Below are 20,785 nucleotides of genomic sequence, written 5' to 3' on the forward strand. Positions count from 1 at the left end.
GGCCTTTTTTGCATGCCCTTCCAACCATAATGTGTTCGAGTTCACAAAGTGAATTCGCCAGTTGCTTAAAGCCAAAATCCGCACTGTTCCAAGATTTTGGAACAGCGCGGATTTTCAACCCGGGCTAGTGCGAAGCTACAGGTTCTTTGGCGTGGAAACGTTCTCCGGTGCCCATGGACCAACCGTTTCACGGGCAGGCATTGGCTTGCCGTCGACCAGCTGGCCGGCGTCGGCGAGGTCGCCCACCTTGTGCACGCGCAGCGAGTTGGTGGATCCTGCCTGTCCCGGAGGGGAACCTGCAGCGATGCAAACCAGGTCGTTGAGGTCAGCCAGTCCCTCGGAGAGCAAAGCTTCGTCCACCTGGGCAGTCATCTTGTCGGTGTGATCGGCGTAGGCCACCAAGCGTGCCTGCACACCCCACATCAGGGTCATGATGTTGTAGGTCTGCTGCAGCGGGGTGAAGGCCAGAACCGGCTTCTTCGGGCGCAGACGCGAGAGGCGCCGTGCCGAGTCACCGGACTGGGTGAAGGCGACGATGTACTTCGCATCGAGCTGATCGGCGATTTCCACTGCGGCGCGAGTGATCGCACCGCCGCGGGTCTTCGGCTTGGAGCCCAGGCGTGGAATGCGATCCAGTCCGTGCTCTTCGGTCGAAGAGATGATCCGCGACATGGTCTCCACGGTTTCCACCGGGTACTCGCCTACCGAGGTCTCCCCCGAGAGCATGACCGCGTCGGCACCGTCGAGCACCGCGTTGGCGCAGTCCGAAGCCTCGGCACGGGTCGGGGTTGGCGATTCGATCATCGATTCAAGCACCTGGGTGGCGACGATGACCGGCTTCGCCCAGCGGCGAGCCAGCTCGACCGCACGCTTCTGCACCAGTGGAACTTCTTCCAATGGCAACTCGACGCCCAAGTCGCCTCGGGCGACCATGATCGCGTCGAAGGCGTTGACGATTTCTTCCAGTGCCGCCACGGCCTGCGGCTTCTCGATCTTGGCGATGACCGGCACACGGCGGCCTTCTTCATCCATGATCTCGTGGACACGCTGGATGTCTTCGGCGTTGCGCACGAAGGACAGGGCGACCATGTCGATGCCGGCACGGATGGCCCAGCGCAGGTCGTCCTCATCCTTTTCGCTCAGCGCAGGCACGTTCACGGCCACGCCAGGCAGGTTGATGCCCTTGTTGTTGGACACTTCGCCGCCCACGACGACCTCGGAGCGCACGGTCTTCTCGTCGACCGCAATGGCCTTGAGCTTGACCTTGCCGTCATTGATCAGCAGGAAGTCCCCTGGCTGCACGTCGGTAGGAAGTCCCTTGAAGGTGGTGGAGCACAGGTTGCGAGTGCCTTCGATGTCATCGATGGTAATGGTGAATTCTTCACCGGCTTCCAGGATGTACTTGGCGTTGTCCTTGAAGCGTCCCAGACGGATCTTCGGACCCTGCAGGTCGGCGAAGATGCCGACCGCGCGGCCGATCTCAGCGGCCGCAGTGCGCACATTCGCCAGGGATTGTGCGTGCATGGAGTGGTCTCCATGGCTCATGTTCAAACGGGCTACGTCTACGCCCGCTTTCAGTACCGCTACAGTGTTTTCATAACTAGCCAGGGCGGGGCCCCAGGTTGCCACAATCTTTGCGCGTCTCATTCCGTCAGCCAAATGCCTTTCATGTTCACATAGGCAAAATGCGGCCCACCCGGTATTCGGGTGTGCCGCATTCAAGCCTATGTCACTCAAATGATGCTAATGGCCCTATCAGTAGGAGCAACTGGTGCAGGAAGGGTAGTCGAGCCCATGAGGAACTTGTCGACCGAGGCCGCGCATGCGCGCCCCTCGGCGATAGCCCACACGATCAGCGACTGTCCCCGACCGGCGTCTCCGGCGACGAAAACCGATTCAGTGTTCGTCATGTAGTAGCCATCTCGGGCGACGTTGCCCCGGTTGTCGAATTCGATACTGACCTGTTCGTCCAGTCCGGATACTTCCGGACCAGTGAACCCGAGGGCAAGCAAAACCAGATCCGCTTTGATTACGCGTTCGGTGCCAAGCTTCGGGAGGCGCTTGCCAGCAACAAATTCTGTCTTAGCAACTGTAACACCGATCACCTTGTTTTGCTCGATTCCCTCGCCGTTGATGAAGTTCACCGTCGAGGCCAGGTAGGTGCGTTCGCCGCCTTCCTCATGGGAGGACTGCACCTCGAAAAGCACCGGCATCATCGGCCACGGCTGATCTTCACGGCGTTCGGTGCCCGGCTGCTTGCCGATGGCCAGCGTGGTCACGCTGGCAGCACCCTGGCGCAGGGCGGTGCCGATGCAGTCGGAACCGGTATCTCCGCCGCCAAGCACAACCACGTGCTTGCCGGCCGCATTGATGCGCGGAACCTCGTGCTGGCCTGCGACCACGCGGTTGTTCTCGGTGAGGAACTCCATCGCATGGTGCACCCCGTCCAGCTGGTTGCCCGGCACTGGAAGTTCGCGCGGCACGGTGGCACCGGTAGCGACGATGACCGCGTCGTAGTCGCGGCGCAGCTGCTTCCAGGAGATGTCCTTGCCGATCTCGATGCCGGTGCGGAAGATGGTGCCTTCGGCTTCCATCTGCGCCAGGCGACGGTCGATGACCTGCTTTTCCAGCTTGAAGTCCGGGATGCCGAAGCGCAGCAGGCCGCCGATGGCCTCGTCGCGTTCGTACACGGCCACGGTGTGCCCGGCACGAGTCAGCTGCTGGGCCGCGGCGAGACCGGCCGGACCGGAACCGACGATCGCCACGCGGTGCTCGGTGTGGCGGGCGGGAGGCTGCGGCACGAAATCGCCGGCATCCATCAGGTGCTCGGCCAGTTCAGCCTCAACCTGCTTGATGGTCACCGCAGGCTGGTTGATCCCCAGCACGCAGGAAGACTCGCACGGAGCCGGGCACAGCTTGCCGGTGAGTTCCGGGAAGTTGTTGGTGCTCAGCAGCCGGGCAGCCGCGTCGTCCATCCGGCCCTTGTAGGTCAGGTCGTTGAACTCCGGGATCAGGTTGCCCAGCGGGCAGCCCGAATGGCAGAATGGGACGCCACAATCCATGCAGCGGCCGGCCTGTTCCTTCAAGGTGCCGGCCTTTTGGCGTTCGACGACCTCTTTGTAGTCCATCAGGCGCACCGGAACCGGGCGCTTAGGCTGGGTGACGCGTTCGGTCACCTTCAGGAATCCGCGTGGATCAGCCACGGGTCACCTCCAAAATCTTGTTCCATACCTGCGGGGAATCCGGGTTCTGCCCGTTGGCTTCAGCCTCGCTGCGCAGCTGCTGCACGGCGGCGAAGTCGCGCGGGGTGATGCTGGTCAACCGGGTGCGGGTGGCATCCCAGTCCAGCAGCAGGCGTGCTGCCAGCGGAGAAGCGGTCAGGGCCAGGTGCTCGTCGAGCAGCGCGCGGATGGTTTGCGCGTGCGCATCGGTTATCGGGTTGACCAGCAGGTCGCCCTGCGCGGCGGCCAGCGGATTGAGCTTGGCTTCATCGAAGTCCAGCACCCAGGCGGTGCCGCCAGAGAAGCCAGCCCCGAAGTTGCGGCCGGTGGCGCCCAGGATCAGCACCTGTCCCCCGGTCATGTATTCGCAGCCGTGCTCGCCGATGCCTTCGGTGACGATCGTGGCGCCGGAATTGCGCACCGCGAAGCGTTCGCCCACGCAGCCGTTGATGAACATCGCGCCGCTGGTCGCGCCGTAGCCGACCACGTTGCCGGCGATGACCTGCTCTTCAGGCTTGGACAGGGTGCTCTTGGGCGGGTGGATCGCAATCCGTCCGCCGGACAGGCCCTTGCCGACGTAGTCGTTCGCGTCTCCCGAGAGCTTGAGCGTGATGCCTTCTGGGAGGAAGGCGCCCAGCGACTGGCCGGCGCGTCCCGAAAGGTTCACCTTGATGGTGTCCTGCGCCAGAGTCTGCACCCCGAAGGTCTTGGTCACGTGGTGGCCCAGCAGCGTGCCGGTGGAACGGTCGGTGTTCACGATGTCCGCGTCGATGCTCACCGGAAGCCGGTCCGAAAGCGCCGGTCCGGCAGCTGCCAGCAGCCACTGGTCCAGGTGGGCCTCGAGCCCGTGGTCCTGGCCGATGCGGCGGCGGCGCGCAGCCAGCTCGGTATCCGGCACGTGGGTTATCGCCTCCAGCGCCAGCCCGGAAACCTTGTCGTGCGCGGCGAACTGCGCTGAGTCGGTTTCCAGCAGTTCGACCTTGCCGATCACCTCGTCCAGGGTGCGCGCTCCCAATTCGGCGAGCAGTTCGCGCACTTCCTGGGCGATGAACTCGAAGAAGTTCACCACGAACTCGGCCTTGCCGGTGAAGCGTTCGCGCAACGCAGGGTTCTGCGTGGCCACGCCCACCGGACAGGTATCCAGGTGGCATACGCGCATCATGATGCAGCCCGAGACCACCAGCGGCGCGGTGGCAAAACCGAACTCCTCGGCGCCCAGCAGGGCACCGATCAGCACGTCGCGGCCGGTCTTGAGCTGGCCATCGACCTGCACGGTGACGCGGTCGCGCAATCCGTTGAGGATCAGCGTCTGCTGGGCTTCGGCCAGGCCGATTTCCCACGGGGTTCCGGCATGCTTCAGCGAATTCACCGGTGAGGCACCGGTACCGCCGTCGTGCCCGGAAATCAGCACCACGTCAGCCTTGGCCTTGGCCACGCCGGCGGCAACGGTGCCGATGCCGGATTCGGAAACCAGCTTCACGTGCACGCGGGCGGACGGGTTGGCGCACTTCGCGTCGTGGATCAGCTGGGCCAGGTCCTCGATCGAGTAGATGTCGTGATGCGGCGGCGGGGAGATCAGCCCGACACCCGGGGTGGAGTGGCGGGTTTTGGCGATCCATGGGTAGAGCTTGGCGCTCATCAGCTGGCCGCCCTCGCCTGGCTTGGCGCCCTGGGCCATCTTGATCTGGATGTCGTCCGCGTTAGTCAGGTAGAGGCTGGTCACGCCGAAGCGGCCCGAAGCGATCTGCTTGACCGCGCTGCGGCGCACCGGATCGAGCAGGCGCTCGGGATCCTCGCCGCCTTCGCCGGTATTCGACTTTCCGCCCAGCTGGTTCATTGCGATGGCCAGGGTTTCGTGGGCTTCGGCAGAGATGGAGCCGTAGCTCATCGCACCAGTGGCGAAGCGCTTCACGATTTCGGAGACCGGTTCAACCTGATCGATGTCGATCGGGGTGATGCCCTCGGTCTTGAACTTCAGCAGCCCGCGCAGGGTCTTGAGCTGTGCGGCCTGGTCGTCCACGGCCTTGGTGTATTCCTTGAACACGTCGTAGCGGCGGGTTCGGGTGGAGTGCTGCAGGCGGAAGACCGTTTCCGGGTTGAACAGGTGCGGCGGGCCTTCGCGGCGCCACTGGTATTCGCCGCCGGTCTCCAATTCCAGCGGCTGGGCGCCGCCGTCGATCTCCGGGTAGGCGCGGGCGTGGCGTGCGGCGGCCTCGGCGGCCACCACATCCAGTTCGATGCCCGAGAGCTTGGTGGCGGTGCCGGTGAAGTACTGGTCGACCACGCGTTGGGACAGGCCCACGGCTTCGAAGGTCTGCGCGCCGCAGTAGCTGGAGACCGTGGAGATGCCCATTTTGGACATGATCTTCAGTACGCCCTTGCCCAGGGCCTTGATCAAGTTCTTGCTGGCCTGCTGCCCGTCAACGCCGGGCACCTGTCCCTCTTCAGCCATCTGCTCGACCGATTCCAGGGCGAGGTAGGGGTTGATGGCGCTGGCGCCGTAGCCGATGAGCAGTGCGATGTGGTGCACTTCGCGGGCATCGCCGGATTCGATGATCAGCGAGACGCGGGTGCGGTTCGAGCTCTTGAGCAGGTGGTGGTGCACAGCGGAAGTCAGCAGCAGCGACGGGATCGGTGCCCATGCGGCGGAGGAATCGCGGTCGGAGAGCACGATGTAGCGCACGCCGCGGTTCACTGCCGCCGAGACCTTCTCGCAGATTTCCTGCAGCCGGGCGCGCAGCTCGGACTCGCCGCCGTTCGGGCGGTAGAGCCCGCGGACCTTCAACGAGTACTTGGCGCCGTCTTCATCGCGCAGGTTCACGATCTTGGCCAGCTGGTCGTTGGTCAGTACCGGGTAGTCCAGCGCGATCTGGGTCTGCGGCACGCGCTGAAGCGAGAGCAGGTTGCCGTCGGGTCCGATCGCGGTGCCCAGGGAGGTGACCAGCTCTTCGCGGATCGCATCCAGTGGCGGATTGGTGACCTGGGCGAAGGACTGGGTGAAGTAGTCGAACAGCAGCCGCGCCCGGTCTGCAAGGGCGGCGATCGGGGTGTCGGTGCCCATGGCGGCCAGCGGCTCGGCGCCGGTGGCGGCCATCGGAGCCAGCAGCATGCGCAGCTCTTCGGTGGTGTAGCCGAAGGTCAGCTGGCGCAGGGCCACGGAGGCCGAGTTGTGGCGCACGTGCTCCAGATCCGGGAAGTCATCCAGGGTCTTCAAATTCTGCCCGACCCACTGGGCCCACGGCTCGGAGGCGGCAACTTCGGCCTTGATCTCGGCGTCCTCGACGATACGCTGGCCTTCAAGGTCCACGGCGAACATCTTGCCCGGGGCCACGCGGCCCTTTTGCACGATGTGCTCTTCATCGACGTCGATCACGCCGACTTCGCTGGCCAGCACCACCAGGTCGTCGTCGGTGACCCACCAGCGGGCCGGGCGCAGGCCATTGCGGTCCAGTACGGCGCCGGCCATTTTTCCATCGGTGAAGCAGACGGCGGCAGGACCGTCCCATGGCTCGATAAGCATGGACTGGTACTGGTAGAAGGCGCGCAGATCCGCGTCCATCAGCTCGTCATTCTCCCACGGCTGCGGGATCATCATCATGATGCTCTGGGCGACATTGCGCCCGGAGAGCATGAGCATTTCGGCGACCTCGTCGAAGGAGGCCGAGTCCGAGGCGCCGGGGGTGCAGATCGGGAACAGTTCCTCGGGCACCTCGCCCAGCAGCGGGGACTTCAGGGTGGACTGGCGGGCGCGCATCCAGTTGCGGTTGCCCTTGACCGTATTGATTTCGCCGTTGTGGGCGATGGTGCGGAAGGGCTGGGCCAGCGGCCAGGACGGGAAGGTGTTGGTGGAGAAGCGCGAGTGCACGATGGCGCAGCGGCTGGAGAAGCTGGTGTCGGACAGATCCGGGTAGAACGGCTCTAGCTGCGCGGTGGAGACCATGCCCTTGTAGACGATGGACTGGCTGGAGAAGGAGGCGAAGTACACGCCCATCTTGTTGTGCGCGCGGCGGCGGATGCGCCAGGCGGCAGCGTCCAGCTCGCCGCTGGACTTGGCTCCGGTGCCTGGTGCGGCAGCGACGAAGAACTGGGTGATGTACGGCATGACCTTGCGGGCCGAGGCGCCGAGCACGTCGGCGTCAACCGGTACCTCGCGCCAGCCGAGCACGCTCAGGTCTTCTTCGGCGGCCAGTGTTTCCAGCTCTTGGACGGCAAAGGCACGTTCGCCGGCGTCGGCCGGGAGGAAGCCCATGCCTACGGCGTAGGAGCCGGCGGCGGGAAGTTCGAAAGTGGTGGCGCTGCGCAGGAATGCGTCAGGTAGGTGCAGCAGGATGCCGGCGCCGTCGCCGGTGCCTTCATCGGCACCGATTGCGCCGCGGTGTTCCAGTCGGCGCAGCGCGGTCAGCGCGTGGGCGACGATCTCGTGGCTGGCTTGGTTCTTCAAGGACGCGATCATCGCCAGACCGCAGGCATCCTTTTCAGCAGCAGGGTCGTACAGGCCTTGCGCCGCAGGCATCGCGGAAAAACGGGTGTAGGGCGAGGGATGTTCCTCGCCAAAACCTGGCGAGGCGTTCATCTGGACTCCGGTCATGCTCATGAGCGTGCCTTTCTGTGGTTCATGCAGGATAGGCGCGCGGGGACCGTCGGTAAAGGGTTAGCTTTTCGCAAGGGCTCCGTGCCGCCTGGATGTTTCATCTAGCTGAAACTTTTCGACGGTGCTAAGCGGGGTTTGCTTGCGCATCGAGGTTTCGGGGACGAACATTTCCCACCTCGTTGTGGTGCTGCACCGGCGGGCCGATCTAGGGGTCGATGGCCCGGTTTGGTGCGTGGCTCACACGTTACGCCGGTTTTGTTTCTCCCAGACGCGTGCTTATGTTTCCGAAATGTTAAAAACTTTTGGTCCCGGTGACGCCCAAAAAGCATGTTTCTCCGGTGGCCGAACTCAAAAACCGGATTTTCAGCCGGTTTTGCGTCCCTGCCCATATTTCGGGCATGTTGCACAGCGGTCGGGAAATTTGCCCAAATTTTGCCGTATTTTTCGCCATACTGGGCCACAGGCACGTCATCAAAGCAGCTGCGGGTGCCACGAAGCATTGGTTAAAACACCGGTGGCCGGCAAGCTTGGGTGCTTGCCGGCCACCTGGATGGTGCGGAAAATGCGAGTTGCCGGCTAGTTGCCTTCAGCGTCCGGTTCAGACGTAGATCGTGCCTGGGTCTTCTCCGAGGCGTTGGAAGCTGGTGCTTCGCCCACCTTGCTTGCCTTGCCAGCTTCGGTTGCTTCGGTTGCTTCAGCAGCCGCGGCCAGCACGGCTGGTTCCTTGCCAGGCAGGTAGAACGGATCTGCCTGCTGCCCCCGCAACTTGCCCAGCACGAAGACCAGGGCGATGACGCCAGCGATTACGATACCGATCGCCAACCACTGGTGCACACGCAGTGCCAGCGGGCCGATGGCAATGATTTCGGCCGGGTCCAGCCGCAGCGACTCGGTGAAGGTACGGCCGATGCCGTACCAAATCATGTAGCAGCAGAACAGCGCACCGCGGCGCAGCTTGAACTTCTTATCCAACCCGATGAGCACGATGGCGCCAAGAATATTCCACAGTGACTCGTACAAGAAGGTCGGGTGGAAAAGCGTATCGGCGGGCAGCCCGGCCGGGAAGTTGTAGCTGGACGGGTCGATCTCCAAGCCCCACGGCAAGGTGGTCGGCGCACCGAAGAGTTCCTGGTTGAACCAGTTGCCCCAGCGTCCGGCAGCCTGAGCCAGCAGCAGACCTGGTACGGCCGCATCAACGAACGCCGAGAGCCGGATGCCGGATTTGCGGCAGCCGATCCACGCGCCCAAGGCACCGAGCGACACCGCTCCCATGATGCCCAGCCCACCCAGCCAGATCTGCGGAATCTCAGCCAGATGGGCTTGCTGCTCGCCGATCCCCAAGTAGTACATCGGGTCGGTGATCAGCACGTGGTAGAGCCGGCCGCCGATGATGCCGAAGGGAATCGTCCAGATGGCGATGTCCCAGAGCATATCGGAGTTGCCCCCGCGCGCGGTCAGCCGCTTGTTGGTCAGCCACAGCGCGATCAGGATGCCAGCCAAGATGCACAGCGCGTACGCGTGGATGGTCAGCGGGCCGATCGAAATCTTGGAGAACTCCGGTAGCGGCGAAGGGATGGAGGCGGGCAGGGCCAGCGCCAGCTGTGCAGCCAGGGCCATCAGGCGCGTCCGCTCAGTTCAGCGGCCAGTGCGCCCACTGCCTTCACTCCCCCGTCACGCAGGGCGGCCACCAGTGCGGTGCCCACGATCACTCCGTCAGCGTAGGCGCCGATTTCCTCGACGTGCTCGCGGCGCGAAACACCCAAGCCTACGCAGGCGTTTTCGGCGCCGGCGTTGTGCGCTGCATCCACCACGGCCTGGGCGGCGGAAGATACCTCGGTGCGGGCACCGGTCACGCCCATCAGCGACACGCAGTAGACGAATCCGGAAGAAGCGTCCACGGTGCGCTGGACGCGGTCTTCGGTCGAGGATGGCGCGATCAGGAAGACGCGTTCCAGGCCGTACTTTTCGCTGGCTGCCAGCCATTCGTCGGCTTCATCCGGGACCAGGTCCGGGGTGATTAGCCCGGCGCCGCCGGCTTCAGCGAAGCGGCGGGAGAACTCGTCCACGCCCAGGCGCAGTACCGGGTTCCAGTAGGTCATGACCATCACTGCGGCGTTAGTGCGTTCGGTAATGCCGCGCACGATCTCGAAGATCTGCGGAACCTTGAAGCCGTTGGCCAGTGCCTGCACGGTGGCTTCCTGGATGACTGCGCCGTCCATGACCGGGTCGGAGTACGGAATGCCGATCTCGATGACATCCACCCCGTTTTCGGCCAGGGCCACGGCGGCGTCAATGCTGGTTTGGACGTCGGGGAAGCCGGCCGGCAGGTAGCCGATCAGGGCCGGACGGCCCTCGGCGCGGGCTGCGGCGATCTTCTCGGCGCTGGTCACGCGGGTCATCTACTTCTCCTTCGAATTCTGCGAGCCGGAGTGCTGCGCGGTCGCGGCGGCGATTTCGGCTTCCGCGTCCTTTTCGTCAATCATGTTGAACCAGGCCGCTGCGGTGCCCACGTCCTTGTCGCCGCGGCCCGAGAGGTTCGCGATGATGATGGTCTCTTCGGGCACGGCGCCTTCGGCGATCTTGCGCTGGGCAATGCGGATGGTGCCTGCCAGGGCGTGCGCGGATTCGATCGCCGGCAGGATGCCCTCGGTGCGGCATAGCGCCTTGAAGGCGTCCATGGCTTCGGTGTCGGTGACCGGTTCGTAGGCTACGCGGCCGATGTCTGCCAGGTAGGCGTGCTCCGGGCCGACGCCCGGGTAGTCCAGGCCTGCGGAGATGGAGTGCGATTCGACAGTCTGGCCGTCTTCGTCCTGCATCAGGTAGGACTTCGCGCCGTGCAGCACGCCCGGGCGGCCCAGGGTGATGGTTGCGGCGTGGCGGTCGGTGTCTACGCCGTCGCCGCCAGCTTCGAAGCCGTAAATTTCCACGTCCTTGTCATCCAGGAAGCCGTGGAAGATGCCGATGGCGTTCGAGCCGCCGCCGATGCAGGCGGTGACCGCGTCTGGCAGGCGGCCGGCCTGGGCCAGGATCTGCTCGCGGGCCTCGTCGCCGATGACCTCGTGGAAGTAGCGGACCATGGCTGGGAATGGTGCGCCGCCGGCGGCGGTGCCCAGCAGGTAGTGGGTGTTGTCCACGTTCGCGACCCAGTCGCGCAAGGCTTCGTTGATCGCGTCCTTCAGCGTCTGCGAGCCAACGGTCACCGGGATGACGGTGGCGCCGAGCAGGCGCATCCGGGCAACGTTCAGCGCCTGGCGGCGAGTGTCTTCGGCGCCCATGTAGACCACGCACTCCAAGCCCATCAGGGCCGCGGCGGTAGCCGAGGCGACGCCGTGCTGGCCCGCTCCGGTTTCGGCGATGATGCGGGTCTTGCCCATGCGCTTGGCCAGCAATGCCTGGCCGAGCACGTTGTTGATCTTGTGGCTGCCGGTGTGGTTCAGATCTTCGCGCTTGAGGAAGATGCGCACCCCGCCGCAGTACTGCTCGGAGAAGCGCTTGGCTTCGGTGAGCAGGGAGGGACGGCCCGAGTAGTTCTTGTTCAGGTCCTTGACCTGGGCGATGAACTCGGGATCGTTCTTGGCCGCTTCGAAGGTCTCGTTCAGCTCGTCCATGGCGGCCATGAGGGATTCGGGCATCCATCGTCCACCGTAGGCACCAAAGTACGGGCCGCTTGCGTGCCTCAACGACTGTGCATCGATCGACTGGCCGGTCTCGGAATTGTCCGAAGTGCTCATCGATTCCCTCTTTTCTTCTACGAAGCTTGATTCGTGGTAAGTCTCGTGCCCCGCCGGAAACTCCTGCGGGGCACGAAAAGCTGTTGTAGGTCCTTCACCGCCGCGCGGCTAGCGCTGCGGTTTGGCCTCGGTACCAGCGGTGATGAACGCGGCGACCGTAGCGCGCGGATCGGCATGCTTCACCAGCGCCTCGCCAACCAGGATGGCATCGGCACCGGCCGCACCGTATTGGGCGACCTGGTCGATGGATTCCACACCGGACTCGGCGACGATGACTGCCTGGGCAGGCAGCAGCGGGGCGAGCTTGCCGAAGGTGGCCGGATCGACATCCAGCGTCTTCAGATTGCGCACGTTCACGCCGATGATCTTCGCCCCGGCCTTGACGGCACGGGCGATTTCTTCCTCGGTGTGGGTCTCCACCAGGGCGTTCATTCCCAGCTGGTGGGTCAATTCTAGGAAAGATGCCAGCAAATCATCATTTAGCGCCGCAACAATGAGCAACACGAGGTCAGCACCGTGGGCGCGGGCCTCGTAGATCTGGTACTCATCGACGGTGAAATCCTTGCGCAGCACCGGGATCTGCACCGCGGCGCGCACGGCATCCAGATCCTCCAGCGAACCGCCGAAGCGGCGTGCTTCGGTCAGCACCGAGATCACCGAGGCGCCACCGGCCTGGTATTCGGCGGCCAGCACCGCCGGCGCCGGGATGTCAGCCAGTGCGCCCTTGGATGGGGACTTGCGCTTGACCTCGGAGATCACCCGCAGGGTGGTGTCGCGGGCTGCTTGGTCCGCGTGGCCGCCCAAAGCGGCGAATGCGTCCAGTGCCGGGGCGGCTTGGGCTGCTGCCGCCTTGATCGCTTCCAGGCTGGTGATTGCGCGACGGGCGCCCAGGTCTTCCCGGACGCCCGCGATGATGTCATCAAGAACAGTCAATTTAGTGCGATGCTCCGCTGCGGTGCCCGCCGACGCCGAAACCGGCTGCCTTCAGGATCCAGCCCAGAACCAAGCCCAGAAGCACGATGCCGCAGCCAACCCAGACGATGGACCAGGCGAAGTAGGCGAAAGCGATGCCGGCCACGACAGTACCGACGATCATCGTCAGCACGCAGGCCCAAGCTGCGATGGAGTTACCGTGGCCAATCTCTTCGGTGTATACCGGATCGATCTCGGTGTTCTGCGACATGTTTCGATGTCTCCTCATGTTGTGATGCTGCGTCGTTGCAGGGCGTTGCTGCCCGTGACGTTGGTCTTCAGGTTCCATTCTGCCACTTGAGCGCGAGAACCTCCTATTTCAGGAGCGTTCGTTTCGTGCTGGTGGCGCGAATCACCTTGGGCGCGGGCTATTTTTCGCCCGAGGTCGGGTCCTCCCCGGCCGAAAGCTGCTCCCAATTCGCGATGTTGCGCGAGGAAGCATCCTTGGGTTCTACCGCGGTTTTCGCGGCCTGGCGGTCGTACTTGCTGGCCTTGGTCGGCCAGCGTGAGGCGAAGATGAACACCAGCACGGCCTGCAGAGCGATCAGCACACCGGCCAGCACGGCCACTGCCGGCCACACGGTCAGCGTGTATTCGCCGGCGTTCTGGGCCAGGCCCGTCGCTTCGGAGACCACCGTGGAGGCGGCGGCTTGCGGATCCTTCAGCGCGCCGATTCCGGCGACGATGACCGTGGCACCAGCCAGCAGGCAGATGGCTGCGATGATGTAGCGGGCGAGATTCCCGGCGATCAGCAGCGCCAGCGAACCGGCCAGCACCACCACGCAGACCGCGGTGACCGAAGCGGCGGCGGTCGCCCCGTCGATCACGATCTGCGGGATCTGCACTGAGCTGGAGACCACATCGACGGTGATCCAGGTGCGCGTTGCCGACCAGAGGCCGATCAAGGCGCCGAGCATGCCGAAGAAGGCAAGGTTCCGGGCGCTGGTCAATTTCTTCACTTGCTGACACCTGATTCGGGGTTGGTGGTATTGGCGGCCTGCATCGACTGCGCAGCCCACACGGCGCGCAGCGGGGCAGCTGCCTTGTTCACGGTTTCCAGCGCTTCGTCGGCGAACTTCGAGTCGTTGACGATGCCGCCGCCGGCCTGCACGTACGCCCGGCCGCCCTTGAGCAGCGCGGAGCGGATGGCGATGGCCATGTCCATGTCGCCGGCGAAGTCCAGGTAGCCGACCACGCCGCCGTAGATGCCGCGGCGGTACGGTTCGTACTCATCGAGCAGCTGCAGCGCGCGCGGCTTCGGGGCCCCGGAAAGCGTGCCGGCCGGGAAGGTCGCGGCGAGCACATCGTAGGCGTCCACGTCTTGACGGGTCTTGCCAACCACGTTGGAGACCAGGTGCATGATGTGGCTGAAGCGCTCGACCTCCATGAACTGGGTGACTTCCACGGTGCCGGCCTGGCAGACCTTGGACAGGTCGTTGCGCGAGAGGTCCACCAGCATCAGGTGCTCGGCGCGTTCCTTCGCATCGTTGACCAGCGACTTCTCATGCAGCTGGTCATCTTCGTAGTTCGCACCGCGTGGGCGGGAACCGGCGATCGGGTGGGTGACCACGTGCGCGTCGTTGACGGTGACCAGCGCTTCAGGCGAAGAACCGACGATCTCGAAGGTCTCGCCGTCCTCGTTCTCGAAATTGAACAGGTACATATACGGGCTCGGGTTGGTCGCGCGCAGCACGCGGTAGACATCCAGCGCGTCGGCCTTCGTTTCCAGTTCGAAGCGACGCGAAACCACGATCTGGAAGACTTCGCCGTCCACGATCGCGGTCTTGGACTTGGCCAGCGCCGCCAGGTATTCGTTCTCATCCCAGGAGTGGGTGACCGCGTCCATCAGGGTTCCGCGGTCAACATCGGTGCCGGTGAGCACCGCGGCTGCCGAATCCACCGGCACGGCCAGCTGGTCGAGCATCGCCTGCAGGCGGGTGACCGCACTGTCATAGGCCTGATCCATGTTCTCGTCGCTGCCGTTGAAGTTGATGGCATTGGCGATGAGCGTGACGGTGCCTTCGGCGGCGTCGTGCGCGGCCATGTCTGCAACGAGGTTCATGCTCAGCTCGGGCAGGTTCAGGTCATCGGCCGGCGGGTTGGGCAGCTTCTCCCAGTGCCGTACGCATTCCCAGCCAATGAAGCCGACCATGCCGCCGGTCAGCGGAGGCATTCCGGGTACCGGTTCGGTGTGCAGCGCGCGCACGGTGTCGCGCAGCACCTCTACGCTCACCCCGCCGGTGGGCAGCCCCTCGGGCACCTGGCCCTGCCAGTAGGCCTCTCCTGCGCGGGTGCTCAAGGTCGCCGGCGAATTCACGCCGACGAACGAGTAGCGGCTCCATACGCCGCCCGGGGCAGCCGATTCCATCAGGAAGGTGCCGGGCCGGCCCTGCGCCAAGGTGCGGTACAAGCCGATGGGCGTGAGCGAGTCGGCCAGCACCGTGATGGTCACCGGGATCACGCGGCGGTTCGTGGCCATGGCGCGGAAGGACTCGCGGGATGGGGAAATCTTGCCAAGAGTTTTCATCAGTGTTCTTCTTCTACGTGTTCTTCGCGCGGGTTGTGCGGCGCGCAGCCAGGCACAGCAAATGTGGTGCCTGGGAAGTTTTACTCGGGTCGGTTGCCGATCACTGCCGGCAGCTGCCGGTCGGTGAAGCAGGACTCGGTGCCGGTGTGGCACGCAGCGCCTACCTGGTCAACCTGGATCAGCAGTGCATCGCCATCGCAATCGAGGGCCACGGACTTCACGAACTGGAAATGGCCGGAGGTGTCGCCCTTACGCCAATAATCTTGGCGGGAGCGCGAGAAGTAGGTGACTCGGCCATTAGTCAGGGTGCGGTGCAGGGCTTCGTCGTCCATCCAGCCGAGCATCAGAACTTTCCCGGAGTCGTACTGCTGCGCGATGGCGGCGAACAGCCCATTGTCATCTCGCTTGAGGCGCTGGGCAATTGCCGGGTCGAGGCTGTGGGATTCAGGGCTCGGATTCGAGCCGTTATTGGAAGTAGACATCCCCTTTAGCATACTGGTTTCCCGCGGGATCCAGAGCCCTGTGACGTACCGCTCGTCGACGAGCCGCGCTCTCTTTGCGACACCTGGTGCACCTTGCACAATTACTTACTTGGAGCGTGCTAGTTTCAGAAGTGATGCACTTAGTTCAGGCTTCCAGACTTGCGTTGGCCGAGACCCTGCTTGCGGCAGGACCTACCGCCGACACCCTTTGCGACGGTTGGCAGACTCGCCATCTCGCCGCTCACCTTGTGTTGCGCGAAAGTTCCGTGCTTGGTGCGGGCGTTATTTTCAAGCCTCTGTCCAAGAAGCTTGACGCGAAACTCAACCAGATGGTCATCAAGGCGCAGACCCCGGAGGGCTATGCCGCACTGGTCCGCATGTTCCGTTCTGGACCTCCTGCTCTCTCGCCGTTTGCGATCGAGAAGATCAACCAGTCCGCGAACCTTGCTGAATTCTTCATCCATACCGAAGATGTGCGCCGCGCCCGCGGGCAGTGGGCTCCACGCGTGCTGGATACCGAGTACACCGAGCTGCTCTGGCAGTCGCTGATTCGCATGACTCGCGTACTGTTCCGGCACGCGCCGATCGGCATCATCTTGACTCGTCCGGATGGTCAACGCCATGTTGCCAAGAAGGCTCCGAACGCGGTGTCGATTACCGGACCGGTTACCGAGCTGATGATGTACTCCTTCGGCCGCATCGACCAAAGCCTCGTCTTGTTTGAAGGTGGAGAAACGGCATTGGAAATCGTCAAGGGCTTCAAACCAGGAATGTAGCGCTCCGGGCGTTATCCACAATTTCGAGCAAAGCGTCCGTATCGGTTCTGCACCGACCTAGGATTTCGAGCAATCGACATCTCCCAGGTCTGGAGCTTGAACATGAATTTGCGAAAACTGCTTGCCCGTTGCCCTAATATCGCGATCGCCTTGGTCCCGATATTGGTTCTGGCTGCTTTGATTGCAGCGCTTGCCAATTCCTTAGCCCCCGCTGAAACCGCTCCGATTGCTTCCGAGCCGAGCGTGCCCAGTTCCACGGAGCTAATGGATCCAACCGATCCTGATGCACCAGAGCTGGCCGATATTGGGTATGAAAAATCTCAGGACGGGGTACGTGACGTTGCCACGTTTTTCTTCGACCTGCTCGACTATGAAGGCTCTTAAAAGTTAAGCGTGGTGCAGGATGTTCAGCACGGCCGTAGGCCCGCCGTGTACAACAATATCCGAAGCCGATAATGACCATGATTCCGATAGCCTCGACCGATGCGTTTCAGGTTCTTCGCCGTCAGGTTCGCCGCCTCGCTCCGGGCGTTGGTCAACCTCGTTCGTACGAACACCAGCAGCTCCCGCCGCCAGGCGGTCAACGTGCGGAACAATGTTTTCGCCTCGGTCATTTTTGTGGCCTTCACTGATTTCTCCAGCACCGCCCACCGGGACTGGAATTCATGGATATCAGCGGTTTTCAGCAGTTGCCGCACGTGTTCCTTGATTCCATAGATCACTCCGAGTTCCGGGTCTGATTCAAGGATCAGCTTCAGCCGTTCCACCTGCTTGATCGACAGGTTCTCTAAGTTGCAGGTTAGTAGCTTCCGGTACTTGTAGGCCGGATCCGTGGCCCTGCCACGGCGTTCGTGCACTTCGTGGGAACGGCGGCGGCGGACCTGGGTGATCATCAGATTCGCCCGGGCGATCACGTGGAAATGGTCCACGCTGACCTTCGCCTTGGGCAGATTCTCACGCACCGCTTTGCGGAACTCGGCAGACATGTCGATCGCGACGTACTGCACCCGTTGGCGCCAATACCGTGGCCGGTTCTTCAACCACTTCTTTACCGCTGTTCCGCGGCGTCCGTCCACGATATCCAGGATCTTTCCGGTGTCCAGATCGGTGAAGACGATGGACCACGGCTCAATCCGAACGACTTTCCCGGTCCGGCCAAGGGCGTAGCGGACTTTGCGGAACCGGTGCTCATCGATGCCCAGGCGCCGGATGAACATCCGGTCCACATTCCCGACGAGTTCACCGACGGTGGTCAGTCGGGCCATGACCGTTGGCCATGACACCCCATGCGCTGCGGCGACCCGGGACACGGCTCGCAGTTCGCAGCTCATCTCGTCCACGAGCCGTTGGGAGAGCCTGGTGGTGATCCGTGCGCGGAAGGGCAGTTGCTCGGTGGTTTGCACGAACGAACGGCGTTCGCAGGCAGGTTCTTGGCAGGCCATGCGGCGTTTGCGTACCAACACCTGCAGGTCGTCACCGCCGGCGGGCAGGTCCTTGACCTGGTGCACCGGCCTTGCTTGGATTCGGGTAGTCAGTACCCCGCAGGAGGGGCAAGCGGCTTCGGTTTCGATGGGCTCAACAAGTACCTGCCGTCCGGCAAGTTCCTGAGTCACGGTGATGACGCGGTAGTCGGTGAGGTTCAACAGAATCGACGCAGCATCGATTCGGCCGGTATCCTTGATCACGGCTCGTAGTTCCTTGCGTATGAATTGTTTTAGTCAACATCCATTTTCGCAGAAGGGACTGCGAGACTCTTCTATATCTGTCAAGCCGTCAGCGGTAGCACTTCCGCAGATTCCAGAATCTTGTATATTCGGCGTGCCAAAAACCGCTTGATGCATCTACGGATCTCTTTCAACGTCTTGCCTTCCGCCGTGCGTTTGACCACGTAGGCCCGGGTCTCCTCGTCATGGGTCATCCGTACCATCGCAGCGGTATGCAGGGCCTTGTTCAACCGCCGGTCACCTCGACGATTGAGCCGGTGGCGCACCGTGTTCCCTGAAGATGCAGGGATGGGATTCACGCCCGCAAGAGAAGCGAATGCAGCCTCCGAACGCAACCTGCCCTGATGGGACCACGCGGCCACGCAGACCGCCGCCACCACCGGACCGATACCGGTGAGCTCAAGTAGTTCCTTGCCTTCGCTGAGCTTGACCAGCTCAGTCATCTGAGTCGTGTTTTCCTTGATATGCGTGTCCAGTTCACCGACGCGTCGGGCCAACCGCACGGCTTCGGCACGGGCAACCTGCGATTCGATGGTTTCCTCCCGGCTCCGCCACCCCGCTACCTCGAGGAACTGAGTGCTGCTCAAGGGTTTGCGGGCATCGATGCCAAGCGAGGTCACACGCAGCAGTGCGGTGAGCGCGTTGACGTATTTCGTACGCTCCACAGCCAGCATGTCACGGGCCGTCACCAGCACGCGCAAAGCAGCGCGGGCACCGTCATTGAGTCGCGGAACACGCAGCTTCTGCACCTCGATGGGTAGCGCGGCGGCAGCCATGCGCTGGGCATCCAACGGATCAGTCTTACCCACGCCGCGCCCGGCTTTCTGGTAGCCGCTAGGTGCTTCGGCGACCGTGTAGCCGGCATCGGTGACCGCACCGGTGACTACGGCACCGTAGGAGGCTGTCCCTTCAATTATCCACAGGGTGCTGGCATCGGCTCCGGTGCGCCTGCCGACCCAAGCGATAGCGCGTTTGATGCTGGAACTGGTGGCGGGAAAATCCCTGGTTTCCACGTGTTCGCCGGTATAGGTGATGATGGAATAGACATGCTTACGGGCGTGGGTATCCACTCCGATGATATAGGAGTAGGTCTTGGCAACGGTCTGCGGGAGGATAGTCATACGGCTTGGTACTTTCTTCTTTTCACGGACAGGATCTTCGGCCGTGCGGCCGGTACCAGTCCGGGAAGGAAGTCACCGTTGGAGCAACACTGTGATGGGTCACACCCTGATAGGTGGACATTCTTCTGATCAGGCTACCGAGGTGGGCCGGGTTGGCGCCGGCCGCCCAACAACGTAGACAGACAATTCTCGCAAACGACACCTCAGGGGTCAGCCTTACTTTGAGTCATGCCCACGTCGGAGGGAAGCCTGGCATCTACCCTGCCAGCTGATCCCAGACCAGCCACTACAAGACTCACAGCCTTACTTCTTTTTCGGGTCACCACGCTAAAAATCGAAGAGCCACTATGAAACCATCAACAGCGTCTCTGCCGATTTCGACCCGATCGTCGCAGGTCCGTGCAAGGCCGAAGAATGCTGGAAAGTCTTCCACGAACAAGAAGATTTGACGACTTCCCCTGATGATATTCAAATCGGCGGCTATCACTACTTGTACACGAACTACATCGTCCAATTTGATAGCAACAAGGCTTATCTCGTTGGCGAACTATTACTAAGTAAGCGCTCTGTACTCACCCCCACTCAAGGGATCATCGAGGTGGAAGAAGAGCTGGACGAAATCACCATGGACTTTGAATACACCGTCAACGGCTGGAAGATCACGGGCCTCACGCTCGAGGACGCTGCTAAAGATGCTTCCTTGAGCTGACCATAGTCTCCCTCCCCCAATCAAAAACTCTGCGAATCCTGCGGCGCTGAAGCAAATGGACCATAAGCGAGCCCCAGAAGTACCGAAAACAGAGAATTGCTTAGGCCGTCTTCTAGCACTCCGACTGCAGTCCCGCCCCGCATTAGATGCGCGAATAGACAACGTGAGTGCCGGTCTTCTATGTGATGACTTATCCACAGATTCTTTAAAACCTCTCCACTTTCTCGGCGCACAGGAATAGGATGGCGCACAACTTGGCATTCCCGATGATCATGGAGAGTTCACATGAACGCTCGGAAAATTAAGATTGCCGCGTCTTTCGCGGCTGCCGCCCTCGTGCTTTCGGGGTGCAATGCAGGAAACGCTGAAACTCCAACGCAGCACCCTTCCAAGGAAACATCGGCTTCGCCCACCAAAGTCCCGCAGTCACCGACGACGACACCAAGCAATACGAACGAGTACAAACCTGCTTCGGCGGCGGGACCAGCGGAAAATGTTCCAATCCCAAAGATGCCGGCGGATGCGAAGGAATACAGCGAAGAAGGTGCCGCGGCCTTCACCAAATATTATTTTGACCTCGTGAACTACTCCATCGAAACAAATGATGCCGACCCACTAAAAAAGGTCACCACGAAAGACTGCATAGTATGTGGAGTTTCAATAATCGATGAAGCCACAGAAGCCAAGAAAGTAGGGAAATGGCAAGTCGGTGGAAAACACCATCCCAAAATTCTAGATTCGTATATAACGGGAGACAAGCTTGCAGCAGTCACCGTCGAATACACCGCTGACAGAGCCAAAATCTACCTCGGAGCAAATGATCTGTCAGCCGAGTTAGACGAGCTAGAACCTACGACTGTTGCCATTGGTGTGAGCTTTGACCAGAGGTGGCAGGTCTACGAAATAGTCGGTTCAGAATGATGAAGTTGCA

The 20,785-nt window shown here is 62.4% G+C and carries 17 protein-coding genes; 4 read left to right on the forward strand and 13 right to left on the reverse strand.

Going from position 1 to position 20,785, the window contains the following annotated elements; genetic code table 11:
- Positions 1-135: 135 nt before the first annotated feature.
- The 11 genes from pyk to hisI all read right to left on the reverse strand — a co-directional run bounded on the left by pyk (position 136) and on the right by hisI (position 15,524).
- Positions 136-1,647 (reverse strand): pyruvate kinase, encoded by a 1,512-nt coding sequence (pyk, locus tag AARI_RS10565; RefSeq protein WP_041648825.1) that lies wholly within the window; start codon positions 1,645-1,647, stop codon positions 136-138.
- Positions 1,648-1,733: 86 nt separating this feature from the next.
- The gene (locus AARI_RS10570; protein ID WP_013349287.1) at positions 1,734-3,203 is read right to left on the reverse strand and encodes a glutamate synthase subunit beta; all 1,470 of its coding nucleotides are present in this window, start codon (positions 3,201-3,203) and stop codon (positions 1,734-1,736) included.
- Complete coding sequence (gene gltB, locus AARI_RS10575) at positions 3,196-7,815, reverse strand: glutamate synthase large subunit (protein WP_013349288.1); 4,620 nt, start codon at positions 7,813-7,815, stop codon at positions 3,196-3,198. The genes AARI_RS10570 and gltB overlap by 8 nt, the downstream gene beginning before the upstream one ends.
- Before the next feature lie 573 nt (positions 7,816-8,388).
- On the reverse strand, positions 8,389-9,429 hold the full coding sequence (lgt, locus tag AARI_RS10580; protein WP_013349289.1) for a prolipoprotein diacylglyceryl transferase: 1,041 nt from the start codon (positions 9,427-9,429) through the stop codon (positions 8,389-8,391).
- The gene (gene trpA / locus AARI_RS10585; RefSeq protein WP_013349290.1) at positions 9,429-10,211 is read right to left on the reverse strand and encodes a tryptophan synthase subunit alpha; all 783 of its coding nucleotides are present in this window, start codon (positions 10,209-10,211) and stop codon (positions 9,429-9,431) included. The genes lgt and trpA overlap by 1 nt, the downstream gene beginning before the upstream one ends.
- On the reverse strand, positions 10,212-11,543 hold the full coding sequence (trpB, locus tag AARI_RS10590; protein WP_013349291.1) for a tryptophan synthase subunit beta: 1,332 nt from the start codon (positions 11,541-11,543) through the stop codon (positions 10,212-10,214).
- A 108-nt stretch (positions 11,544-11,651) separates the two neighbouring features.
- On the reverse strand, positions 11,652-12,476 hold the full coding sequence (gene trpC, locus AARI_RS10595; RefSeq protein ID WP_013349292.1) for an indole-3-glycerol phosphate synthase TrpC: 825 nt from the start codon (positions 12,474-12,476) through the stop codon (positions 11,652-11,654).
- A 1-nt stretch (position 12,477) separates the two neighbouring features.
- Positions 12,478-12,726, reverse strand: a complete 249-nt coding sequence (locus tag AARI_RS10600; protein WP_013349293.1) for an HGxxPAAW family protein — start codon at positions 12,724-12,726, stop codon at positions 12,478-12,480.
- A gap of 157 nt (positions 12,727-12,883) precedes the next feature.
- On the reverse strand, positions 12,884-13,474 hold the full coding sequence (locus tag AARI_RS10605) for a Trp biosynthesis-associated membrane protein (protein WP_013349294.1): 591 nt from the start codon (positions 13,472-13,474) through the stop codon (positions 12,884-12,886).
- A complete protein-coding gene (locus AARI_RS10610) occupies positions 13,471-15,042 on the reverse strand; it encodes an anthranilate synthase component I (RefSeq protein ID WP_013349295.1) in 1,572 nt (523 codons plus the stop codon). Before AARI_RS10610 ends, AARI_RS10605 begins: the two co-directional genes overlap by 4 nt.
- An 80-nt stretch (positions 15,043-15,122) precedes the next feature.
- Positions 15,123-15,524 (reverse strand): phosphoribosyl-AMP cyclohydrolase, encoded by a 402-nt coding sequence (hisI, locus tag AARI_RS10615; protein ID WP_013349296.1) that lies wholly within the window; start codon positions 15,522-15,524, stop codon positions 15,123-15,125.
- A 134-nt stretch (positions 15,525-15,658) separates the two neighbouring features.
- Between hisI and AARI_RS10620 the strand changes: the two genes are divergently transcribed.
- The gene (locus AARI_RS10620) at positions 15,659-16,300 is read left to right on the forward strand and encodes a TIGR03085 family metal-binding protein (RefSeq protein ID WP_041648827.1); all 642 of its coding nucleotides are present in this window, start codon (positions 15,659-15,661) and stop codon (positions 16,298-16,300) included.
- Positions 16,301-16,396: 96 nt separating this feature from the next.
- Positions 16,397-16,684 carry a hypothetical protein gene (locus tag AARI_RS10625; protein ID WP_157867135.1) on the forward strand — a complete coding sequence of 96 codons (288 nt, stop codon included), beginning with the start codon at positions 16,397-16,399 and terminating at the stop codon, positions 16,682-16,684.
- Positions 16,685-16,707: 23 nt separating this feature from the next.
- Here AARI_RS10625 and AARI_RS10630 read toward each other — a convergent pair whose 3' ends face one another.
- Together AARI_RS10630 and AARI_RS10635 are read right to left on the reverse strand one after the other, a co-directional pair.
- Positions 16,708-17,985: an ISL3-like element ISAar15 family transposase gene (locus tag AARI_RS10630; protein WP_013348066.1), complete on the reverse strand. Its 1,278-nt coding sequence runs from the start codon at positions 17,983-17,985 to the stop codon at positions 16,708-16,710.
- 80 nt (positions 17,986-18,065) lie between these two features.
- The gene (locus tag AARI_RS10635; RefSeq protein ID WP_013348067.1) at positions 18,066-19,145 is read right to left on the reverse strand and encodes an IS110-like element ISAar16 family transposase; all 1,080 of its coding nucleotides are present in this window, start codon (positions 19,143-19,145) and stop codon (positions 18,066-18,068) included.
- A 445-nt stretch (positions 19,146-19,590) separates the two neighbouring features.
- On the opposite strand from AARI_RS10635, the gene AARI_RS10640 reads away from it, so the two are divergent.
- Positions 19,591-19,854 (forward strand): hypothetical protein, encoded by a 264-nt coding sequence (locus AARI_RS10640; protein ID WP_013349299.1) that lies wholly within the window; start codon positions 19,591-19,593, stop codon positions 19,852-19,854.
- A gap of 285 nt (positions 19,855-20,139) precedes the next feature.
- Positions 20,140-20,775, forward strand: a complete 636-nt coding sequence (locus AARI_RS18655) for a DUF6318 family protein (RefSeq protein ID WP_013349300.1) — start codon at positions 20,140-20,142, stop codon at positions 20,773-20,775.
- Positions 20,776-20,785 lie beyond the last annotated feature (10 nt).

This window comes from Glutamicibacter arilaitensis Re117, from assembly GCF_000197735.1.
GTDB classification, from domain to species: Bacteria; Actinomycetota; Actinomycetes; order Actinomycetales; family Micrococcaceae; genus Glutamicibacter; species Glutamicibacter arilaitensis.

Excerpts from the sequence above, each read along its gene's own strand:
- pyk (WP_041648825.1), bottom strand. The coding sequence starts at position 1,647 with ATGAGACGCGCAAAGATTGTGGCAACCTGGGGCCCCGCCCTGGCTAGT.
- gltB (WP_013349288.1), bottom strand. The coding sequence starts at position 7,815 with ATGAGCATGACCGGAGTCCAGATGAACGCCTCGCCAGGTTTTGGCGAG.
- lgt (WP_013349289.1), bottom strand. The coding sequence starts at position 9,429 with ATGGCCCTGGCTGCACAGCTGGCGCTGGCCCTGCCCGCCTCCATCCCT.
- trpA (WP_013349290.1), bottom strand. The coding sequence starts at position 10,211 with ATGACCCGCGTGACCAGCGCCGAGAAGATCGCCGCAGCCCGCGCCGAG.
- trpB (WP_013349291.1), bottom strand. The coding sequence starts at position 11,543 with ATGAGCACTTCGGACAATTCCGAGACCGGCCAGTCGATCGATGCACAG.
- AARI_RS10600 (WP_013349293.1), bottom strand. The coding sequence starts at position 12,726 with ATGTCGCAGAACACCGAGATCGATCCGGTATACACCGAAGAGATTGGC.
- AARI_RS10610 (WP_013349295.1), bottom strand. The coding sequence starts at position 15,042 with ATGAAAACTCTTGGCAAGATTTCCCCATCCCGCGAGTCCTTCCGCGCC.
- hisI (WP_013349296.1), bottom strand. The coding sequence starts at position 15,524 with ATGTCTACTTCCAATAACGGCTCGAATCCGAGCCCTGAATCCCACAGC.
- AARI_RS10620 (WP_041648827.1), top strand. The coding sequence starts at position 15,659 with ATGCACTTAGTTCAGGCTTCCAGACTTGCGTTGGCCGAGACCCTGCTT.
- AARI_RS10635 (WP_013348067.1), bottom strand. The coding sequence starts at position 19,145 with ATGACTATCCTCCCGCAGACCGTTGCCAAGACCTACTCCTATATCATC.
- AARI_RS18655 (WP_013349300.1), top strand. The coding sequence starts at position 20,140 with ATGAACGCTCGGAAAATTAAGATTGCCGCGTCTTTCGCGGCTGCCGCC.